This window comes from Streptococcus mitis (genome assembly GCF_016658865.1).
Taxonomy (GTDB): domain Bacteria; phylum Bacillota; class Bacilli; order Lactobacillales; family Streptococcaceae; genus Streptococcus; species Streptococcus mitis_BT.
This window is the reverse complement of record NZ_CP067992.1, coordinates 182,147-202,500: the sequence shown is the minus strand read 5'-3', so window position 1 is coordinate 202,500 and position 20,354 is coordinate 182,147. Positions and strand designations below refer to the sequence as shown.

General features: G+C 42.6%; 14 protein-coding genes, 2 tRNA genes, 2 rRNA genes and 1 pseudogene (1 of these 19 cut by a window edge). 3 read left to right on the top strand and 16 right to left on the bottom strand.

Features of this window, described 5'->3' with window-relative positions; all coding sequences use genetic code 11:
* The 10 genes from JJN14_RS00910 to patA form a co-directional block, all read right to left on the bottom strand.
* A 23S ribosomal RNA gene (locus tag JJN14_RS00910) occupies window positions 1–868 on the bottom strand; it reaches 2,033 nt to the left of the window's first position.
* 121 nt (window positions 869–989) lie between these two features.
* A tRNA-Ala gene (locus JJN14_RS00905) sits at window positions 990–1,062 on the bottom strand.
* Between the two features lie 51 nt (window positions 1,063–1,113).
* Window positions 1,114–2,660: ribosomal RNA gene (locus JJN14_RS00900) — 16S ribosomal RNA — on the bottom strand.
* Together the 16S and 23S rRNA genes with 2 tRNA genes alongside form the textbook arrangement of a ribosomal RNA operon.
* Before the next feature lie 242 nt (window positions 2,661–2,902).
* Window positions 2,903–2,974, bottom strand: a tRNA-Glu gene (locus JJN14_RS00895).
* Window positions 2,975–3,081: 107 nt separating this feature from the next.
* A complete protein-coding gene (locus JJN14_RS00890; RefSeq protein ID WP_201058669.1) occupies window positions 3,082–3,516 on the bottom strand; it encodes a cytidine deaminase family protein in 435 nt (144 codons plus the stop codon).
* Between the two features lie 13 nt (window positions 3,517–3,529).
* Window positions 3,530–4,990, bottom strand: coding sequence for a glutamate--tRNA ligase (gene gltX / locus JJN14_RS00885; protein ID WP_201058668.1), 1,461 nt, complete (start codon window positions 4,988–4,990; stop codon window positions 3,530–3,532).
* Between the two features lie 127 nt (window positions 4,991–5,117).
* A complete protein-coding gene (locus JJN14_RS00880; protein WP_000018269.1) occupies window positions 5,118–6,467 on the bottom strand; it encodes a glucose-6-phosphate isomerase in 1,350 nt (449 codons plus the stop codon).
* A gap of 170 nt (window positions 6,468–6,637) precedes the next feature.
* Window positions 6,638–7,327, bottom strand: a complete 690-nt coding sequence (locus JJN14_RS00875) for a gamma-glutamyl-gamma-aminobutyrate hydrolase family protein (protein WP_000124770.1) — start codon at window positions 7,325–7,327, stop codon at window positions 6,638–6,640.
* A 138-nt stretch (window positions 7,328–7,465) separates the two neighbouring features.
* Window positions 7,466–9,232 (bottom strand): multidrug efflux ABC transporter subunit PatB, encoded by a 1,767-nt coding sequence (gene patB / locus JJN14_RS00870; protein ID WP_201058667.1) that lies wholly within the window; start codon window positions 9,230–9,232, stop codon window positions 7,466–7,468.
* Between the two features lies 1 nt (window position 9,233).
* On the bottom strand, window positions 9,234–10,940 hold the full coding sequence (patA, locus tag JJN14_RS00865) for a multidrug efflux ABC transporter subunit PatA (RefSeq protein ID WP_201058666.1): 1,707 nt from the start codon (window positions 10,938–10,940) through the stop codon (window positions 9,234–9,236).
* A gap of 204 nt (window positions 10,941–11,144) precedes the next feature.
* Here patA and JJN14_RS00860 point away from each other — a divergent pair, with 204 nt between their 5' ends.
* The gene (locus JJN14_RS00860; protein WP_201058665.1) at window positions 11,145–12,161 is read left to right on the top strand and encodes an NAD(P)H-dependent glycerol-3-phosphate dehydrogenase; all 1,017 of its coding nucleotides are present in this window, start codon (window positions 11,145–11,147) and stop codon (window positions 12,159–12,161) included.
* Between the two features lie 21 nt (window positions 12,162–12,182).
* A complete protein-coding gene (galU, locus tag JJN14_RS00855; protein WP_201058664.1) occupies window positions 12,183–13,082 on the top strand; it encodes a UTP--glucose-1-phosphate uridylyltransferase GalU in 900 nt (299 codons plus the stop codon).
* A gap of 55 nt (window positions 13,083–13,137) precedes the next feature.
* Here galU and JJN14_RS00850 read toward each other — a convergent pair.
* The 6 genes from JJN14_RS00850 to JJN14_RS00825 form a co-directional block, all read right to left on the bottom strand.
* A protein-coding gene (locus JJN14_RS00850) for an IS3 family transposase (protein WP_201058010.1) occupies window positions 13,138–14,486 on the bottom strand; the annotation gives its coding sequence in 2 pieces (ribosomal slippage) (window positions 13,138–14,036 and window positions 14,036–14,486; 1,350 coding nt in all).
* 101 nt (window positions 14,487–14,587) lie between these two features.
* Window positions 14,588–15,265 (bottom strand): rhomboid family intramembrane serine protease, encoded by a 678-nt coding sequence (locus JJN14_RS00845; RefSeq protein WP_201058663.1) that lies wholly within the window; start codon window positions 15,263–15,265, stop codon window positions 14,588–14,590.
* Window positions 15,249–15,788 (bottom strand): 5-formyltetrahydrofolate cyclo-ligase, encoded by a 540-nt coding sequence (locus JJN14_RS00840; protein ID WP_201058662.1) that lies wholly within the window; start codon window positions 15,786–15,788, stop codon window positions 15,249–15,251. Before JJN14_RS00840 ends, JJN14_RS00845 begins: the two co-directional genes overlap by 17 nt.
* Before the next feature lie 11 nt (window positions 15,789–15,799).
* A complete protein-coding gene (locus tag JJN14_RS00835; RefSeq protein WP_201058661.1) occupies window positions 15,800–16,930 on the bottom strand; it encodes an N-acetyldiaminopimelate deacetylase in 1,131 nt (376 codons plus the stop codon).
* 67 nt (window positions 16,931–16,997) lie between these two features.
* On the bottom strand, window positions 16,998–17,696 hold the full coding sequence (gene dapD / locus JJN14_RS00830; protein ID WP_000127460.1) for a 2,3,4,5-tetrahydropyridine-2,6-dicarboxylate N-acetyltransferase: 699 nt from the start codon (window positions 17,694–17,696) through the stop codon (window positions 16,998–17,000).
* A gap of 228 nt (window positions 17,697–17,924) precedes the next feature.
* Window positions 17,925–18,836: a DMT family transporter gene (locus tag JJN14_RS00825; RefSeq protein WP_201058660.1), complete on the bottom strand. Its 912-nt coding sequence runs from the start codon at window positions 18,834–18,836 to the stop codon at window positions 17,925–17,927.
* Window positions 18,837–18,925: 89 nt separating this feature from the next.
* Between JJN14_RS00825 and JJN14_RS00820 the strand changes: the two are divergent.
* Window positions 18,926–20,286 (top strand): annotated as a pseudogene (locus JJN14_RS00820) (ISL3 family transposase).
* The last annotated feature ends 68 nt before the right edge of the window (window positions 20,287–20,354 follow it).

Below are 20,354 nucleotides of genomic sequence, written 5' to 3'. Positions count from 1 at the left end.
CTAGCCCTAAAGCTATTTCGGAGAGAACCAGCTATCTCCAAGTTCGTTTGGAATTTCTCCGCTACCCACAAGTCATCCAAGCACTTTTCAACGTGCCCTGGTTCGGTCCTCCAGTGCGTCTTACCGCACCTTCAACCTGCTCATGGGTAGGTCACATGGTTTCGGGTCTACGTCATGATACTAAGGCGCCCTATTCAGACTCGGTTTCCCTACGGCTCCGTCTCTTCAACTTAACCTCGCATCATAACGTAACTCGCCGGTTCATTCTACAAAAGGCACGCTCTCACCCATTAACGGGCTCGAACTTGTTGTAGGCACACGGTTTCAGGTTCTATTTCACTCCCCTCCCGGGGTGCTTTTCACCTTTCCCTCACGGTACTGGTTCACTATCGGTCACTAGGGAGTATTTAGGGTTGGGAGATGGTCCTCCCAGATTCCGACGGGATTTCACGTGTCCCGCCGTACTCAGGATACTGCTAGGTACAAAGACTATTTTAAATACGAGGCTATTACTCTCTTTGGCTGATCTTCCCAAATCATTCTTCTATAATCTTTGAGTCCACATTGCAGTCCTACAACCCCGAAGAGTAAACTCTCCGGTTTGCCCTCCTGCCGTTTCGCTCGCCGCTACTAAGGCAATCGCTTTTGCTTTCTCTTCCTGCAGCTACTTAGATGTTTCAGTTCACTGCGTCTTCCTCCTCACATCCTTAACAGATGCGGGTAACAGGTAGTACCTGTTGGGTTCCCCCATTCGGAAATCCCTGGATCATCGCTTACTTACAGCTACCCAAGGCATATCGTCGTTTGTCACGTCCTTCTTCGGCTCCTAGTGCCAAGGCATCCACCGTGCGCCCTTATTAACTTAACCTTATTTTTGACCTTTCAGTCATAAACTCTTTTAATACTACAGCGTTTCGGTTTATTTTCTTGTTACTATTTGATATAGATATTCAATTTTCAATGTGCATTACTTGGTGATCTCTCACCAATGGAGCCTAGCGGGATCGAACCGCTGACCTCCTGCGTGCAAAGCAGGCGCTCTCCCAGCTGAGCTAAGGCCCCACAAGACCTCTCAAGACTAAACAAGACCAATGCGCAGTTCCTTATCCTTAGAAAGGAGGTGATCCAGCCGCACCTTCCGATACGGCTACCTTGTTACGACTTCACCCCAATCATCTATCCCACCTTAGGCGGCTGGCTCCTAAAAGGTTACCTCACCGACTTCGGGTGTTACAAACTCTCGTGGTGTGACGGGCGGTGTGTACAAGGCCCGGGAACGTATTCACCGCGGCGTGCTGATCCGCGATTACTAGCGATTCCGACTTCATGTAGGCGAGTTGCAGCCTACAATCCGAACTGAGACTGGCTTTAAGAGATTAGCTTGCCGTCACCGGCTTGCGACTCGTTGTACCAGCCATTGTAGCACGTGTGTAGCCCAGGTCATAAGGGGCATGATGATTTGACGTCATCCCCACCTTCCTCCGGTTTATTACCGGCAGTCTCGCTAGAGTGCCCAACTGAATGATGGCAACTAACAATAGGGGTTGCGCTCGTTGCGGGACTTAACCCAACATCTCACGACACGAGCTGACGACAACCATGCACCACCTGTCACCTCTGTCCCGAAGGAAAACTCTATCTCTAGAGCGGTCAGAGGGATGTCAAGACCTGGTAAGGTTCTTCGCGTTGCTTCGAATTAAACCACATGCTCCACCGCTTGTGCGGGCCCCCGTCAATTCCTTTGAGTTTCAACCTTGCGGTCGTACTCCCCAGGCGGAGTGCTTAATGCGTTAGCTACGGCACTAAACCCCGGAAAGGGTCTAACACCTAGCACTCATCGTTTACGGCGTGGACTACCAGGGTATCTAATCCTGTTTGCTCCCCACGCTTTCGAGCCTCAGCGTCAGTTACAAGCCAGAGAGCCGCTTTCGCCACCGGTGTTCCTCCATATATCTACGCATTTCACCGCTACACATGGAATTCCACTCTCCCCTCTTGCACTCAAGTTAAACAGTTTCCAAAGCGTACTATGGTTAAGCCACAGCCTTTAACTTCAGACTTATCTAACCGCCTGCGCTCGCTTTACGCCCAATAAATCCGGACAACGCTCGGGACCTACGTATTACCGCGGCTGCTGGCACGTAGTTAGCCGTCCCTTTCTGGTAAGATACCGTCACAGTGTGAACTTTCCACTCTCACACTCGTTCTTCTCTTACAACAGAGCTTTACGATCCGAAAACCTTCTTCACTCACGCGGCGTTGCTCGGTCAGACTTCCGTCCATTGCCGAAGATTCCCTACTGCTGCCTCCCGTAGGAGTCTGGGCCGTGTCTCAGTCCCAGTGTGGCCGATCACCCTCTCAGGTCGGCTATGTATCGTCGCCTTGGTGAGCCGTTACCCCACCAACTAGCTAATACAACGCAGGTCCATCTGGTAGTGATGCAATTGCACCTTTTAAGCAAATGTCATGCAACATCTACTCTTATGCGGTATTAGCTATCGTTTCCAATAGTTATCCCCCGCTACCAGGCAGGTTACCTACGCGTTACTCACCCGTTCGCAACTCATCCAGAGAAGCAAGCTCCTCCTTCAGCGTTCTACTTGCATGTATTAGGCACGCCGCCAGCGTTCGTCCTGAGCCAGGATCAAACTCTCATTAAAAGTTTGAGTTCTCACTCATTTCTGTCACTGACAGATTTATTGTTTTTTTCATTGTTCAGTACTACAACCTTAGTTGTAGTGCCCTGCACATTGGTTCGTCTTGTTCAGTTTTCAAAGGTCTTTGTCACTCGCTTCTCTCAAGTGACAACTATATTAGTATATCACAGCCGCTTTCGCTTGTCAACACTTTTTTGAAACTTTTTTAAAAATTTTTCATCAAGTGCCTCAACCACAACATACCATAGTCCGTACGGGATTCGAACCCGTGTTACCGCCGTGAAAAGGCGGTGTCTTAACCCCTTGACCAACGGACCTGAGTTATTTTCAACTCTTACTATTATACAGACTTTTCTAACTTTGTCAACTACTTTTTCTGTTTTTTTCAAATTAAGTAAAAAGAGTCAGAATTATACTGACTCTTCTATTGATTATTAAACTCAGAAGCACGTTCTTCTCCCCACCAATAGGGGATTAGTTCTGCGACTTTCACTGTTTTTCTTCTATTGTAGTTCATCATGAATTCTGCATCCTTATTTTCAGCGTTCAACTCTAAGAGGAACTCTCTGCAAGCGCCACAAGGCATACCCGAACTTCCACCATAAGGTGGTTTGTCTCGAAAAGCTAAGACTTTTTTAACTTTAGTTTGTCCCGAGAATTGGTACATATTGAAGAGTGCTGCCCGCTCTGCGCAGAGATGGAAAACGCCACAGGTTCCCTCCATACAGAATCCTGTAAATATTTGTCCATCTTCTGCTTCTACTGCGGCAACGACATGATTTGAATAAACAAAATCAGATACTTCATGTGGATTATACAATTTCTGTGCTTCTTCGTACATCTTTACCCAGATGCCCATTATTGTACCCTTCTTATTTAGAGATTTCCTTTAACATATTTTCGATATGCTGGATTGATTTTTCACGTCCTAACAAGAAGATCGTATCTGGCAATTCTGGTCCATGCATTTCACCTGAAACAGCAATACGAATTGGCATGAAGAGATTTTTTCCTTTGATACCTGTTTCTTTTTGAACTGCTTTAATTTGTGGGAAGATATTCTCTGTCACAAATTCATCATCTGTCATCGCTTCGAGTTTTGCTTTGAAGACTTCAAGAACTGTTGGGACTGTTTCACCAGCCATGACTTCGCGCTCTGCTTCTGTCAATTCTGGGAAATCTGAGAAGAAGAGATCTGTCAATGGGATAATCTCATCTACCGACTTCATTTGTGGTTTATAGAGCTCAACTAGTTTTTCAGCCTTGTCAGTCAATCGACCTGCTTCTTCTAGGAATGGTTTTGCCATTTCAAAGATAGTTTCTAGGTCTGCATTCTTGATATAATCATTGCTCATCCAGTCGAGTTTCTTCTGGTCGAAGGCTGCTGGAGACTTGCTGAGGCGGTTTTCATCGAAAAGTTTAATGAGTTCTTCACGAGAGAAGATTTCATCTTCGCCACCTGGGTTCCAACCAAGAAGAGCAATAAAGTTAAAGACTGCTTCTGGTAAATAACCTTTTTTACGATAGTCTTCGATAAACTGAAGGGTGTTGGTATCACGTTTAGACAACTTTTTCCCAGTTTCAGAGTTGATGATCAAGGTCATGTGACCGAATTCCGGAGCTTCCCAACCAAGCGCTTCATAGACCATAAGCTGTTTTGGTGTATTAGCAATGTGGTCATCTCCACGGATAACGTGAGAGATTTGCATATCGTGGTCATCGATAACAACGGCAAAGTTGTAAGTTGGGTAACCGTCTTTCTTTTGGATGACCCAGTCGCCACCAATATTGCCACCTTCAAATTCGATATCGCCTTTGACTATATCATGCCATTTGTAGATACCAGACTCATTAACCGCCAAGCGAACTGTTGGGATGATACCAGCTGTTTCACGTTCTGCGATGTAAGCTGCTTTTTCTTCTTCACTCATACCAAGGTATTCGTTGATGTAGCGTGGTGTTTCACCAGCTGCTTCTTGGCGTTCGCGTTCAGCTGCCAATTCTTCTTCTGTGACGTAAGATTTGTAGGCCTTTCCTTCAGCTAGCAATTGGTCGATGTATTTTTGATACAAGTCCAAACGTTCAGACTGGCGGTAGTTTTCATGTGTTTCTGGGCTTTCATCCCAATCCATTCCTAACCAACGAAGGTTTTCAAGCTGTGAACGTTCACCATCTTCGACATGGCGTTTACGGTCAGTATCTTCGATACGAATGATAAATGTTCCACCATGATGGCGTGCATACAAGTAGTTAAACAATGCTGTACGGGCATTCCCGATGTGTAGTAGTCCTGTTGGACTTGGTGCGTAACGTACGCGGATATCTTTTGACATAGTTTCTCCTATAAAGTCTCTAGGCATCTGCCTTTTTGCTCTCTATATTATATCACAAGTCTTGGCTGAGTCCAATTTCTATGAATAAAGAGAGTAAAAGAGTGGGCAAACCACTCTTTTCTTCTATCTATAGACGTGCGTTAAGTTCTTTGCTCAATTCTTCAAATCCTGGTTTTCCAAGAAGGGCAAACATGTTACGTTTATAAGCTTCAACACCTGGTTGGTCGAATGGGTTGATAGCATTCAAGTAACCAGAAAGGGCGATAGCCAATTCGAAGAAGTAGATTGTATAACCAAGAGTGAAAGCGTCTTGCTCAGGAAGAGTCACGTACATGTTTGGTACATCACCATCTGTGTGGGCAAGAAGAACACCGTCAGTCGCTTTTTTGTTTACAAAGTCAACGTCTTTTCCTTGAAGGTAACCAAGTCCGTCAAGGTCTTCTTCCAAAGTAGGAATAATCACGTTTTTACGAGGTTTGTCAACACGAACAACTGTTTCAAACATGATACGAGTTCCTTCTTGGATAAATTGACCAAGTGAGTGCAAGTCAGTTGAGAAGTTGGCTGAAGTTGGGTAGATACCTTTTTGGTCTTTCCCTTCTGATTCACCAGCCAATTGTTTCCACCATTCTGAGAAGTATTGAAGTGATGGCTCATAGTTTACCAAGATTTCAGTTGCATAGCCTTTACGGTAAAGGATGTTACGAACGGCTGCGTATTGGTAAGCTTCGTTTTCAGAGATTTTATCTGAAGTGTAGTCTTTGCGAGCTGCATTCGCACCTTCCATAAGGGCTTTGATATCAGCTCCTGATGCTGCGATTGGAAGCAAACCAACGGCTGTCAATACTGAGAAGCGTCCACCGATATCATCTGGAACAACAAATGTTTCCCAACCGTTAGCGTCTGCTTCAACCTTAACAGCACCTTTTTGGCGGTCAGTTGTTGCATAGATACGTTTGTTAGCTTCTTCTTGACCGTATTTCTTAACCAAAAGTTCTTTGAAGACACGGAAAGCAATCGCTGGTTCAGTTGTTGTACCTGATTTAGAAATCACGTTTACTGAGAAGTCTTTGTCTGCAACATACTCTACCAAGTCAGCAAGGTAAGTAGATGAGATTGAGTTTCCTGCGTAAAGGATTTGTGGAGCTTTGCGTTCTTCTTTTGTTTGCAAGTTTGCAAAGTGGTGGTTCAAGAAGTCGATTGCTGCTTTGGCACCAAGGTAAGATCCACCGATACCGATCACAACCAAAACATCGCTGTCTGATTTGATTTGCTCAGCAGCTTTCAAGATGCGGTCAAATTCTTCGCGGTCGTAGTTTTCAGGAAGGTCCAACCATCCCAAAAAGTCGCTACCAGCACCAGTTCCTTTACGGATCAATTCATCTGCTGCTGTTACTTGTGATTGCATGTATTCCACTTCATGTGGTGCAACAAATTTGTCTAAAACTTTTGAATAATCAAATTTAATATGTGACATGTTATTCCTCCAATATTTCTTCTTTTCTATCATAACGCTTACCTTCGTTTTTTTCAAGTTTTTTTGTCGAATTTCTCCAATTTTTATCAGAATTCAAACGTTTGCGTAAAAATGCCACATTCCAAAAATTTTGAAAAAATAAAATAAAGAACGACCAGATGTCCCAGTCGTCACAGTTCATTCAATAAATACTCAAATAGTTCTAAATTGCCATCTTCCTCATTAACCAGAAACTCTGGATGCCACTGCAAACCGATAATACGGTGTTCGTCGATAGACTCAATCGCTTCGATGGTTTGGTCTCTTGGATCAATGGCAGTCACACGGAAATTAGGTGCCAAATCTTTAATACTTTGACGATGAACGGAATTAACCTGACTTTCTTTTCCAAATAGCTTGGCCACCACACTTCCTTCTACTGTCTCAATAGAATGAGATGTTCCGAAAGGCAGTCCTTGCCAGTGACCTTCGATTTCTTGATTGAGGGTTCCACCAAAGGCAACATTGACAAGTTGAACACCACGACAGATTGCCATAATTGGTTTGTTCTGACGGAGAGCTTCCTTCAAGAGTGCCAATTCAAATTCGTCACGGACCAGATTGTAATCATCGCTCTCGATGGTCTTTTTCTCTCCATAAAACTGAGGATGAACATTTTGGCCTCCTGTCAAAATGAGTTTATCAATCATTTCCACATAATCACGTACAACTGACTCATCACCAACAGGAATGACTAAAGGGAGACCACCGACTTGACGAATGCTCTCTGCGAATCTACAAGATACAGATGAGTGAATGTTTTTACCTTCTGCGTCTACGGGACATAGATTTGCAGCAACTCCTACAACCGTTCTAGCCATGATGCCTCTCCTTTCGAATATTAACGATAGTCCTATCATATCACTCAAAATGCCTTTCGTCTAATATGTTTTTTTAAAGGCCGTGATAAATATTTTTTATGGACAAGAAAAAGCTGCCCACATAGGACAACTTCTTTCTTATTCGAAAACAAATTGATTGTGATAGAGTTCTGAGTAAAATCCACCTAACTTCAAGAGTTCATGGTGATTACCACGTTCAATGACTTCTCCATCTTTGAGGACAATAATCTGGTCTGCATTGAGGATGGTTTTCAAGCGATGAGCAATGACAAAACTGGTTCTACCTGCTACAACCGCCTCCATGGCATGCTGAATCTTGCTTTCTGTCACCGTATCTACGTTTGAAGTGGCTTCATCGAGAATGAGAACTTCTGGATCTGTCATCAAGGTTCGAGCGATAGAAATCAATTGCTTCTGTCCTGTTGAGAAGATGCTCTGGTCATCATCGATAAGAGTATCATACTTATCAGGCAAGCTTTCGATATAGTCGTGAATATGGGTTGCTTTTGCTGCTGCCTCAACCATTTCCTGACTGGCATCTGGCACACCAAAACGGATATTGTCTCGAATGGTTCCGCTAAATAAGACCGAATCTTGCAAGACAATCCCCACCTTACTTCTGAGACTATCCAAGTCATATTCACGGATGTCTTTGCCGTCAAAATAAATACCGCCAGCATCAACATCATAAAATCGATTGATAAGGTTCATAATAGTCGTTTTCCCTGACCCAGTCGGACCAACAACCGCTGTCATCTGGCCTTTCGGAGCGGAAATGCTAACATCTTTCAAAATAGGTTTATCAGGCAAGTATGAAAAATCAATATGACTAATTTCAACACCTTCTTGCAACTTAGTGAAGATTGGAGCCTTTTCAGGTCGGATTTCTTCCTCAGCATCAAACATTTCCTGAATTCGTTCAGCACCTGTAAAGGCCAACTGAAGGCTTCCCCAACTAGCTGCAACTTGAATAATAGGCTGGTAGTACTGCTGTGAAAATTGGGCGAACATAACAATCAAACCTAGGGCTGTACTTGTTTCAATAGTCTTATCATTTAAAAGTACAGCTGAACCCGCAAAGATGACGATGGCTGTATTAACCAGACTCATCCCATTCATAACAGGGAAAAGAATTCCAGAGAACATTCTTCCTTTAAAGGTTGCCTTGCGCACGCGCTCATTTTGTTTAAGAAATCCTGCCATCATATCCTCTTGAATTCCTTGGACAATGACGGCTTTTTGTCCTGAAATACTCTCATCCATATAGGCGTTGAGCTTCCCTACCTCTTTTTGCTGGAGGTTGGTGTATTTGCGTGCCATTTTCACGATGAAAATCAGCATAAGAAAGGCCACTGGTGTGCTGGCAATGGTGATGAGGGCCAGCGTCACATTTCTCGAAAACATGACAAGAATCAGACCAATGTATAGAACAATATTGCTCATGACCTGAATCAAGCTTTCGTTAAAGGCTTGGAGGATATTATCCAAATCACTGGTAAAACGAGACAGGATATCTCCATCTTGTCGGCGGTCAAAGAAAGAAACCGTCAACCGAGCAAGCTTGCCAAAGAGGCCTTTGCGCATCTCGTTGGTCGATTCTGCAATCACGCGCGTCATAAGACACATGTATATGACACTGGAGATAAATAGAACCAAAACTAGCAGACCAAGATTGACCATGATTCCTGATAGGCTTTGCCAAACAAGTTCTGGATTGCCATTTTGATAAGCTTGAACTAAATTGGCTAGTTGCGTTACCGCTTGTCCAGAAAAGACCGGAAAGAGGGCTTGGGCAAGAGTCGCTAGAACAATCATCAGAACGACAACTACAAATGATAGTTTATAGACTTTAAAATAATTCCAAAAAAATTGAACTGTCTTCATCTTACTCCTCCTTTCCTTTCTGTGTTTCGTAGATTTCACGGTAAACGGCATTGTTGGCAACCAAGTCTGCATGTGTCCCTTGACCAATCAATCGACCTTGAGCCAGAACCAAAATTTTATCTGCATGGACAACCGAGCTAATCTTTTGCGCGATGATAATGGTTGTTGTGCCTTTTAAGTCCTTATTCAAGGCTTCCTGAACCAAACGCTCTGACTTGGCATCCAAGGCTGAGGTCGAATCATCAAAAATCAGAATACGTGGATTGCTGACAATCCCACGCGCAATCGACATCCGTTGTTTTTGCCCACCAGAGAAGTTGGTCCCTCGTTCCTCAACTGGACTTTCAAAGGTTTTCTCCATACGATGAATGAATTCACTAGCCTGGGCAATATTGGCTGCGCGCTCCATTTCAAATAGAGTGGCATCTCCCTTGCCCTGTCTCAAGTTATCAGCAATCGTTCCACTAAAGAGAATGGCACGTTGGAGAACGATAGAAACTGTTTTACGCAGGGTTCCTTCACTCACTTCTCGAATATCCTTGCCTCCAATTTTGATAGCTCCCTCCTGTGGGTCAAAGAGACGTGGAATCAGTTGAGCCAAGGTTGACTTCCCTGCACCAGTCGCTCCAACTACACCAATCATTTGACCAGGCTCGATGGTAAAGCTCACATCTTTCAGCATTGGTTCCTTATCCATTGGATAGGTAAATGTTACATTTTCAAAGCTAAGACTTCCAACCAACTCTTCATCTGGGACATCCTTGAAGGTCATAGCTGGCTCTGCGTCAAGAATTTCTCGAATACGACGCATGGAAATCATGGCACGGCTGACAGAATTTCCCAAAAATCCAACCATAACAATGGTAAAGATAATCTGGCTCAGGTAATTGACAAAGGAAGCAATGGAGCCAACAACTGACGGATCCGACTGAACCATCCCAGCAACCAGCCAAATAGAGAGGAAAACCGCCCCGTAGCCGACTAACATCATAAAGGGTTCCACCACTGAAAAGGCATAGCCAATGTAAAGATTTTGATCGAGAAGCTCGTCTGAAACCTCCGTAAACTTAGCAAACTGCTCTTTTTCTTGGACAAAGGACTTGACCACGCGAACGCCACGCAGATTTTCCTTGGCAATGGCATTGATGCGCTCAAGAAGGGTTTGAAACTTGGCAAAACGAGGCCCCATCATACCCATCATGACAGCAGTCAAACCAAAAATCAAGACTACCATGAGAACAATCACCCACCACAGAGAGGGCAAAGTTTGAACCGCAAGGATAAACGAACCGATGAACAAGAGGGGGAGTCTGAAAAGAATTTGGAAGGTCATCATGACCACGTTCTGAATCTGATTGATATCATTTGTCATACGAACGACTAGATTTCCCGCATTAAACTGTTCAATATTTGCATAAGAAAAGGTTTGGATTTTACGGAAGGCATCCTCTCGAAGGTCGGATGAAACTCCTTGAGCAATATAGGCTGCAAGGACAACATTGAGCCCACCAGCAACTAGACCGACCAAGGCCACACCAATCAACCAAACCCCGATACTATAAATGGCTTCATATTTCCCAGCAAGGAGGGCGTCTAACACTTCCTGCAGATAACGCGGTTGCAGAAGTGAACTAGCAACCATCAAGCCTGTCATCAGAAGCGAGGCCAGTGCCTGCCACTTGTAGGTTTTGATTTTCTGAATCAGCATATTTTCTCCTTAAAAAATAGACAAAAGGGAGCGACAATGCGTCAGCTCCTTTTCATTCTGTTTGTGTGATGTTATTCTAGCAAAAAAGTGAGAACTTGTCAAAGAAGTCTCCTTGATATAAATTAGTGCGCTTTCATCTATAGTAATGCATGATAAAGGTTTTTATGGTAAAATAGTAAAAAGAAGGTTATAAAGGAGGGGAATATGGAAAAACAAACCATCGCCGTCTTGGGGCCTGGTTCTTGGGGAACTGCCCTTTCACAAGTCTTAAATGACAATGGACACGAGGTACGTATTTGGGGAAATCTTCCCGAACAAATCAATGAAATTAATACCAATCATACTAACAAACACTACTTTAAAGATGTCGTTCTAGATGAAAATATCATTGCCTACACCGACTTATCAGAGGCACTGAAAGATGTAGATGCGATTTTGTTTGTTGTCCCAACAAAAGTGACACGACTTGTTGCCAAACAAGTTGCAAAAACCTTAGACCATAAGGCTATCATCATGCACGCATCAAAGGGATTAGAACCTGATAGCCATAAACGATTATCAACCATTCTTGAAGAAGAAATTCCTGAACATCTCCGCAGTGATATTGTCGTTGTCTCAGGGCCTAGTCATGCGGAAGAGACCATTGTGCGTGACCTGACTTTAATCACTGCTGCTTCTAAAGACTTACAAACAGCTCAATACGTTCAGGAACTCTTTAGCAATCACTACTTCCGACTTTATACCAATACGGATGTTATTGGAGTCGAAACTGCCGGTGCTCTCAAAAATATTATCGCTGTCGGTGCAGGAGCTTTACATGGTTTGGGATTTGGTGACAATGCCAAGGCAGCCATCATCGCTCGAGGCTTGGCAGAAATTACCCGCCTAGGGGTAGCACTTGGTGCTAGTCCATTGACCTATAGTGGCTTATCAGGTGTGGGAGATTTGATCGTAACTGGAACCTCCATCCACTCTCGTAACTGGAGAGCTGGCGATGCCCTTGGTCGTGGAGAATCTCTAGCTGATATCGAAGCCAATATGGGCATGGTAATCGAAGGAATTTCAACGACTCGAGCAGCCTATGAACTAGCGCAAGAACTTGGAGTCTATATGCCCATTACAAAGGCCATTTACCAAGTTATCTACCACGGAACCAATATCAAAGATGCCATTTATGACATCATGAACAATGAATTTAAAGCAGAAAATGAGTGGTCTTAACCCTCTAGAGAAAGGATTCTTATGACATCAAAAGTTAGAAAGGCAGTCATCCCTGCCGCTGGACTCGGAACTCGATTTTTACCAGCAACCAAGGCCCTTGCCAAAGAAATGTTGCCAATTGTAGATAAACCAACTATCCAGTTTATCGTAGAAGAAGCTCTTAAATCAGGCATCGAAGATATCCTCGTTGTCACTGGTAAATCAAAACGTTCTATTGAGGATCACTTTGACTCAAACTTTGAGCTTGAATACAACCTCAAAGAAAAAGGAAAACATGACTTACTGAAATTAGTTGATGAAACTACTGGAATTCGCCTCCATTTTATTCGTCAAAGTCATCCTCGTGGCCTCGGAGACGCTGTCTTACAAGCTAAAGCATTTGTCGGGAATGAACCCTTCGTTGTCATGCTTGGTGACGACCTAATGGATATCACAGATGACCACGCTGTTCCCTTGACAAAACAATTGATGAACGATTACGAGACAACTCACGCATCAACAATCGCTGTTATGCCTGTTCCTCATGAAGAAGTTTCAGCATATGGAGTTATCGCGCCTCAAGGCGAAGGAATCAATGGTCTCTACAGTGTCGAAACTTTTGTTGAAAAACCAGCTCCAGAAGATGCTCCAAGTGATTTGGCAATCATCGGACGCTATCTTCTGACACCGGAAATTTTTGATATCTTAGAAAATCAAGCTCCCGGTGCTGGGAATGAAATCCAACTTACCGACGCTATTGATACGCTTAATAAAACACAACGTGTTTTTGCCCGTGAATTTACAGGAGCTCGTTACGACGTTGGGGATAAGTTTGGCTTTATGAAAACATCTATTGACTACGCCCTCAAGCACCCACAAGTCAAGGATGATTTGAAAGAATACCTCATCCAACTTGGAAAAGAATTGGCTGAGAAGGAATAAAATAAAAAAGATAAGGTTCAAAAATGTACTGACCCCAAAAAGTTAGACAATTAATTTAAGCAAAGGATTTAGTTCTATATTGTACAGGGCTAAGTCCTTTTAGTTTTACCTTAATTCGTTTGTTGTTGTAGTAATCAATATAGTCTACAATAGCTTGTTCCAAGTGTTCAAGTGACTGAAACGTATTCTCATAACCATAAAACATTTCAGACTTAAGAATGCCAAAGAAAGATTCCATCATACCGTTATCTGGGCTATTTCCCTTACGTGACATAGATGGTTGGATTCCCTTATTCTTTAAAAAATGATGATAGAAATCGTGTTGGTATTGCCATCCTTGGTCACTATGGAGAATTGTATTCTCGTAATGGTTCTCTGTAAAGGCTTGTTCTAGCATAGCTTTCATTTGTACTAAGTTCGGCGAAGTAGAAAGATTGTAGGAGATAATTTCGCTGTTAAAGCCATCTAAAACTGGTGATAAATAAAGCTTTTGGCTGCTTGCTGGAATGGCAAATTCTGTCACATCCGTATAACACTTTTCCATTGGTTTGGTTGCTTCAAATTGACGTTGAATAAGATTATCTGCTTTCTTGCCAACCTCTCCTTGGTATGAAGAATACTTCCTTTTACGGCGAATTCGAGCCGTTAAACCAAGTACTTTCATCAGACGCTGCACCTTCTTATGGTTCACTACGAAGCCACGATTTCGTAATTCTAGAGTCATGCGACGATAGCCGTAATTTCCTTTATGCTCAGTATAAATTGACTGAATTTCAGCTTTAATATCATAATCTTTATCGCTTTGATCCAGCTGTTTTAAGTGGTAATAATAAGTTGAACGGGCAAGCTTAATAATCTTTAGAAGGATATCTAAAGAAAACTCTGTTACCAGTCCTTGAACAATTTCCGTTTTTCTTCTTGCTCCTTTTCGTCCCTCAATCGGAGTTCTCTCAACTTTTTTAGAATGGCATTCTCCGCTCTCAAGTACTCATTCTCTGCTTGAAGACGTTCTAATTCTGTCATATCTTCAAATCTCTTCTTTGGCTTACGTCCCATTTTAGGTGGTCTCCCTCTTGTTTTCTCAACAATAGTATACCCGTTTTTCTTATATTGTGCCAGCCAATTCGAAAGTAATCCACTACTTAGAAGAGCATAATCCAGAGACGCCCTAATTTGTGAATGCCCCTCAAGAAGAACTTTATCAATGATCTCTTGTTTTAGTTCAGGAGAATAGTAACAATTCTTTCCTTTTTTGACGAACTCTATTCCGTAACGATCAATCAATTTAATCATGTACCTAAGATTAGAATTGTTTATCCCAAATTTATTTGAAAGCTTCTCTAAGCTATATCCTTGTTTTCTAAGTTCATAGATCTGAACTTTATCATCATAACTCAATTTCATAATAAAACACCCCAAAAGTTAGATTTTTACTGTCTAACTTTTGGGGTGCAGTACAAAAATGCCTTATCTTTTTTCATTACATAAATTTTCTTTCAACTTCGTCACATTCCCATTCCCTTGTAGAAAAGCAAGACTGCTAGTCCTACGAACAAGACTATCGCTCCTAACCTCTGGCTGGTACGATACATCCGTCTTTCGCCTCTAACTGGAAATATAACTGCTAGAAATGCTCCACCAACTGCACCTCCGATATGGCCAGCTAGGCTGATTCCTGGAATCAGAACACTTCCAATAATGTTAATCACAAAAAGTGTCAGATAAGATTGCCCTAGCTGTTGGATATAAGGATTACGCGTAGCATAACGAAGAATGATAATCGCGGCAAATAGTCCGTAAAGAGAGGTGGATGCTCCTGCTGCTAAGGATTTGGGACTAAATACAAAAACAAAGAGATTGCCCATCATTCCTGATAAAAGATAGAGAAAGAAAAACTGCTTAGAACCGAAAATCTCCTCTACCTGCCTTCCAAGATAATAAAGCGAAAGCATATTGACAATGAAATGCTCCCACCCAATATGTACAAAAATAGCCGAAAAGAGACGCCAAATCTGCTCTGGAAAGAGGCGAATGGCAGGACCATACATTGCCCCAAATCGAAATAGGGTATCTGCCCTGTAAAAGTTTCCTCCTGTGGTCACTAACATTAGTAGAAATACCAAGGCCGTCACTAAGAGGAAGAAACTCGTCACAGGGTAACGTCTATCAACGATTTCCTTCATCAATTAATACCTCCTGAACAGGGATATCATGCTTTTCAGGAATAAAGTCCTTAATTTGACAAGGATAAACCGTACTCAAAGTATGACCAGTAAAATGTTTCAGATAGCGGTCATAATAACCTCCACCATAGCCAATCCGATAGCCCTCTCTCGTAAAAGCCAGCCCTGGAACATGAATCAAATCAATCTGAGAGGCATCCACCACTTCCAAATCTCCCTGTGGTTCCAGTAAGCCAAAGGAAGTTTTGACCAACTGCTGCGGATTATAGACTACAAAGTCCATGCGCCCCTTGGGATAGGTTTTGGGTATTAGAACCTTCTTGCCATCCTTCAGCGCCTGCTCAATCAATCCCTGAGTTTGAAACTCATGCGGAAAAGAGAGATAGGTTGCGATTGTATTTGCTTCTTGGTAGAAGGGGTGTTGTAAAAGTCCTTCTGTTAAAGCTTGGTCTATAGCCTGTTTTTGCTCTCTAGGTATAGCCTTCATTTCCTGCAAGACTTGCTTGCGTAGTTCTGCTTTCATAGACAAATCCTCTACTCTGCTGCCTTCTTTTTCAGGAAACTAGAGACCGCATCCACCCCAATTGCTAGAGCTTCTTCCTTAGGACTCATCTGAGGGTGATGAAGGGCGTAGGAACTATCAATACCAAGCCAAAACATAACGCCATCAACCTTTGAAAGCAAATAACCAAAGTCCTCACCTGTCATAGCAGGCTCGATATCAATCAACTCGATTCCGTCTTTTTCTTCAAAGAAGTTCATCAGTTCACGCGCCAAGTCGGGATCGTTCTCGACAGGCAGGTATCCACCTTGTTTGAGTTCGACTTCGACTTCCATATCAAAGGCAGCTGCAACTCCTTCTGCAACTGTTTTGACCCTCTTTTGCACCAAGAGGCTCATGTCCTGTGTCAAGGCACGAATGGTTCCATGCAAAAAGGCTGTATCTGTGATGACATTGTTGGTTGTTCCAGCTTGGAAAAGACCAAAGGTCACCACTGCTCCCTCGATTGGGTTAACATTACGGCTGACAACTGACTGCACTTGGGTCACAAAGTAACTAGCCGCTACCAAGGCGTCATTGGCTTCATGAGGAAAGGCTGCGTGTCCTCCTTTGCCTTTGAAACGAATCTTCACCTCACAAGTTCCTGCAAAGAGAGTGTGTGTATTGGTCGCAATCTGGCCGACTTTCAAATCTGGTCGAACATGGAGACCATAAAATTGGTCTGGCAACCAGTCTCCAAAAGCGCCATCCTCATACATGAGCATGCCACCAGCTTCATTCTCCTCAGCTGGCTGAAATAGGAAGAGCAGATTGTTCTTTGGTTGCTCCTCCAGTGCACGCTCAAGACAACCCAAAGCAATAGTCATGTGGAAATCATGGCCACAAGCGTGCATACGACCTTGGTGCTGAGAAGCGAAAGGAAGTTCTGTTTGTTCAACGATAGGCAGGCCATCAATGTCTGTTCGCCAACCAATGGTACGCTCTGGCTGACTTCCCTGCAAGTAAACCAAAATACCTGTCCGCCAAGTTCGAACTTGGGCAAAATCCTTGCCCGCAGTCAATTTCTCAATCACATCCAGCAGATAAGCCTGAGTCTTGAACTCCTCCAAGCCAATCTCTGGAATCTGGTGCAAATCTCGTCTAGTCTGAATCAAATCTAACATCTATCTATCCTCCGATATAGCAGAAAGAGGCTGGAAGAAGGGTTCCGCCTCTTTATTACTTTTACAATTATAAGGTACGAAGTGCATCCTCTAGCGCTGTTTTTTGTTGGGTTTGAGCATCAATCTCTTTGATGATACGAGCCGGAACGCCTGCTACTACTACGTTTTCTGGGACATCTTGGGTAACAATAGCTCCTGCTGCAACAACTGAACCACTACCGATTTGGACTCCTTCGATAACTACTGCATTGGCACCGATGAGAACATTGTCTCCAACACGGACTGGTTCTGCGCTAGCTGGCTCAATCACACCTGCAAGAACCGCACCTGCACCAACGTGACTGTTTTTCCCAACGATGGCACGCCCACCAAGGATAGCACCCATATCAATCATAGTTCCTGCACCAATTTCAGCACCGATATTGATAACAGCTCCCATCATGATAACAGCATTGTCACCAATTTCAACCTGGTCACGGATAATCGCACCTGGCTCAATACGAGCGTTGATAGCACGTTTGTCTAGCAAGGGAACTGCAGAATTACGAGCATCTTGCTCAACAACATAGTCTTGATTTTCTACCAAGCCATCGAGAAGAGGAGCTACGTCCTTCCAGTCTCCAAATAGGACATTCCCTAGTTTAACAACAGAGCTTGGTACAGCAGTTGCGAGTTGTCCCTCAAAGGTTACTTTTACACTGGTTTTCTTTTCAGCATTGGCGATAAATTGGATAATTTCTTGTGCGTTCATTTTTGTAGCAGTCATAGGCGCCTCCTAGTTCATTTTAATGATACCTATTCTACCAAAAAAGGCCTCAAATTTGAAGCCTTTTTGTTTGTTTTTGGGTATGATTTTTAGGGATGTGAGATAAAAGGTGCTGTCGGTAAAAGTAAGCCCCTACCGATACAACCTAAAAACACTCTTCACAACTATCTCCCCGTGTTTTATTGACTATTCTAGTATAGCAGACTTTTAGAATTAAGAAAAGACTTTTTATTTACTTTCTTTCGCTTCTTCTACCGATAGGAAAATCATGGGCAAAATAATAAGGGCCATAGCTAGAAGAAGGGACCAATCCACTACCAATCCTAAAAATAAAACACTCAAAAGGGCAGAAGAGAGAGGTTCACTGGCACTAATAACGGAAACCACCAAGGGAGAAACCAAGGACACCGCCTTCATGGAAATGAAAAAGGCAAAAGCCGTCCCAAAGAAAGCGATAATGAGACAAATCAAGATACTCCAAATATCAAGAGTAAAGGAAAGCTGATAAACTGGTGAGAGAACATTGCTAAATAAACCTGCTAAAATCATACCCCACCCAACCGTGGGTACAAAACCATAGCGCTTCGCAAAAGGTTGAGGCAAGATAACATTAAACATGACCCCCATGGCACTCAGCAAACCCGTCACAAGTGCTAGCGGTGTCATGGATAATTGAGAGAGATCTCCCTTTGTCGCCATCAGGCAAACACCCAACATGGCAACCAAAACATAAAAAATAGCGCTTTTTGACGCTCGTTTTTGATAAACCAAGCGATTGTAAAAGAGGATAAAGACAGGGCTGATAAACTGTAAAATAGTTGCTGTCGCAGCATTTGAGTATTCTACACAGAGATAGAAAAAATACTGGACTGAGAAAATTCCCAAAATAGCATAGGCTAAAAAGGGCAGGTAATTTTTCTTGTCTCGCCAAATATTTAGCACTTGCGATTTTAACTGCATCGCAGACCAAATGAGCACAATACTCCCTGCCAATGTCAAACGCATAGAGGTAATCCAGCCAGAGGACACCTGGTAATGAGTAAAGAAATATTCTCCTAAAATTCCACAGATCCCCCAGATTAAGCCTGATAGAAGCGAATAAATGGTTCCTTTAACAATCTTTTTCTGATACTGATTCATACCTTTATTGTAACACGAAAGGAAAAAAGAAAAAAGTCCCATAAGATCTATAATGAAAAGTTAGCAAACAACTCATTAGAAAGAATCATATGGAACAACTACACTTTATCACAAAACTACTTGATATTAAAGATCCTAATATCCAAATTATGGATGCTATCAATAAGGGTAACTTCTCAAAGTAACTTCCACTTTTACTAGCGGTGGAACTTAGTTTGGGAATTTAGCTGTTGTTAATAGGGATACCCACAAGGAAATCATCTCTAAACTGGAATACGATGCCCCATCTTGTCCTCATTGTGGGAAGTCAAATGAAGAAATATGACTTTCAAAAACTGTCTAAGATTCCTTACCTTGAAACGACTGGTATGCCTACTAGAATTCTGCTTAGCAAGCGTCGATTCAAGTGCTACCACTGTTCAAAAACGATGGTGGCTGAGACTTCTATCGTCAAGAGGAATCACCAAATCCCTCGTATCATCAACCAAAAGATTACTCAAAAGCTGATTGAAAAGACTTCTATGATCGATATTTCACATCAGCTAGCCATTTCAACTTCAACTGTCATTCGCAAGCTCAATGACTTTCACTTTGAGTGTAACTTTAGCCATTTGCCTGAAATTATGCCCTTGGACGTTAAAACAGTCAGGTTAGTGACTGTTTCAATCGGTAGATGAAGATGAGGTGCATTGCGCAAGATTTTGATAATCTCAGTATCATAGCTGTTCTTGAGGGTAGAACACAAACTGTCATCCGAAATAAATTTCTTCGCTACCATAGAGCTGTTCGCTGTCAGGTAAAAATCATTACTATGGATCTGTTTAGTCCTTACTATGACTTAGCTAGACAACTTTTTCCCTGTGCTAAAATCATTCTTGATCGCTTTCACATTGTCCAACATCTCAGCCGTGCTATGAGTCGTGTCCGTGTTCAAATCATGAATCAATTCAATCGAAAATCCCATGAATACAAGGCCATCAAACGCTACTGGAAACTCTTCCAGCAGGATAGTCGAAAACTCAGTGATAAGCGATTTTATCGCCCTACTTTTCGCATGCACTTGACGAATAAAGAGATTCTAGATAAACTTTTAAGCTATTCAGAAGACTTGAAACACCACTATAATCTCTATCAGCTCTTACTTTTTCACTTTCAGAACAAGGAGCCAGACAAATTTTTCGGACTCATTGAGGACAATCTAAAACAGGTTCATCCTCTCTTTCAGACTGTCTTTAAGACATTTCTCAAGGATAAAGACAAGATTAACAACGCCCTTCAATTACCTTATTCCAACTCAAAATTGGAAGCCACTAATAATCTCATCAAACTTATCAAACGAAATGCATTTGGATTTCGGAACTTTGAAAACTTCAAAAAACGGATTTTTATCGCCCTAAACATCAAAAAAGAAAGGACGAAATTTGGGCTCTATAATATTTGTAGTGGGTAAATCCTCTATAGATATTATGGAGCCTATTTTTGTGTAGAAAAAAAGTCCCATATGACCTATAATGAAAA

Excerpts from the sequence above, each read along its gene's own strand:
- JJN14_RS00845 (WP_201058663.1), bottom strand. The coding sequence starts at position 15,265 with ATGAAGGAAATCGTTGATAGACGTTACCCTGTGACGAGTTTCTTCCTC.
- JJN14_RS00835 (WP_201058661.1), bottom strand. The coding sequence starts at position 16,930 with ATGTTAGATTTGATTCAGACTAGACGAGATTTGCACCAGATTCCAGAG.
- JJN14_RS00860 (WP_201058665.1), top strand. The coding sequence starts at position 11,145 with ATGGAAAAACAAACCATCGCCGTCTTGGGGCCTGGTTCTTGGGGAACT.
- patA (WP_201058666.1), bottom strand. The coding sequence starts at position 10,940 with ATGCTGATTCAGAAAATCAAAACCTACAAGTGGCAGGCACTGGCCTCG.
- JJN14_RS00840 (WP_201058662.1), bottom strand. The coding sequence starts at position 15,788 with ATGAAAGCAGAACTACGCAAGCAAGTCTTGCAGGAAATGAAGGCTATA.
- dapD (WP_000127460.1), bottom strand. The coding sequence starts at position 17,696 with ATGACTGCTACAAAAATGAACGCACAAGAAATTATCCAATTTATCGCC.
- JJN14_RS00880 (WP_000018269.1), bottom strand. The coding sequence starts at position 6,467 with ATGTCACATATTAAATTTGATTATTCAAAAGTTTTAGACAAATTTGTT.
- galU (WP_201058664.1), top strand. The coding sequence starts at position 12,183 with ATGACATCAAAAGTTAGAAAGGCAGTCATCCCTGCCGCTGGACTCGGA.
- patB (WP_201058667.1), bottom strand. The coding sequence starts at position 9,232 with ATGAAGACAGTTCAATTTTTTTGGAATTATTTTAAAGTCTATAAACTA.
- JJN14_RS00825 (WP_201058660.1), bottom strand. The coding sequence starts at position 18,836 with ATGAATCAGTATCAGAAAAAGATTGTTAAAGGAACCATTTATTCGCTT.
- gltX (WP_201058668.1), bottom strand. The coding sequence starts at position 4,990 with ATGTCAAAAGATATCCGCGTACGTTACGCACCAAGTCCAACAGGACTA.
- JJN14_RS00875 (WP_000124770.1), bottom strand. The coding sequence starts at position 7,327 with ATGGCTAGAACGGTTGTAGGAGTTGCTGCAAATCTATGTCCCGTAGAC.
- JJN14_RS00890 (WP_201058669.1), bottom strand. The coding sequence starts at position 3,516 with ATGGGCATCTGGGTAAAGATGTACGAAGAAGCACAGAAATTGTATAAT.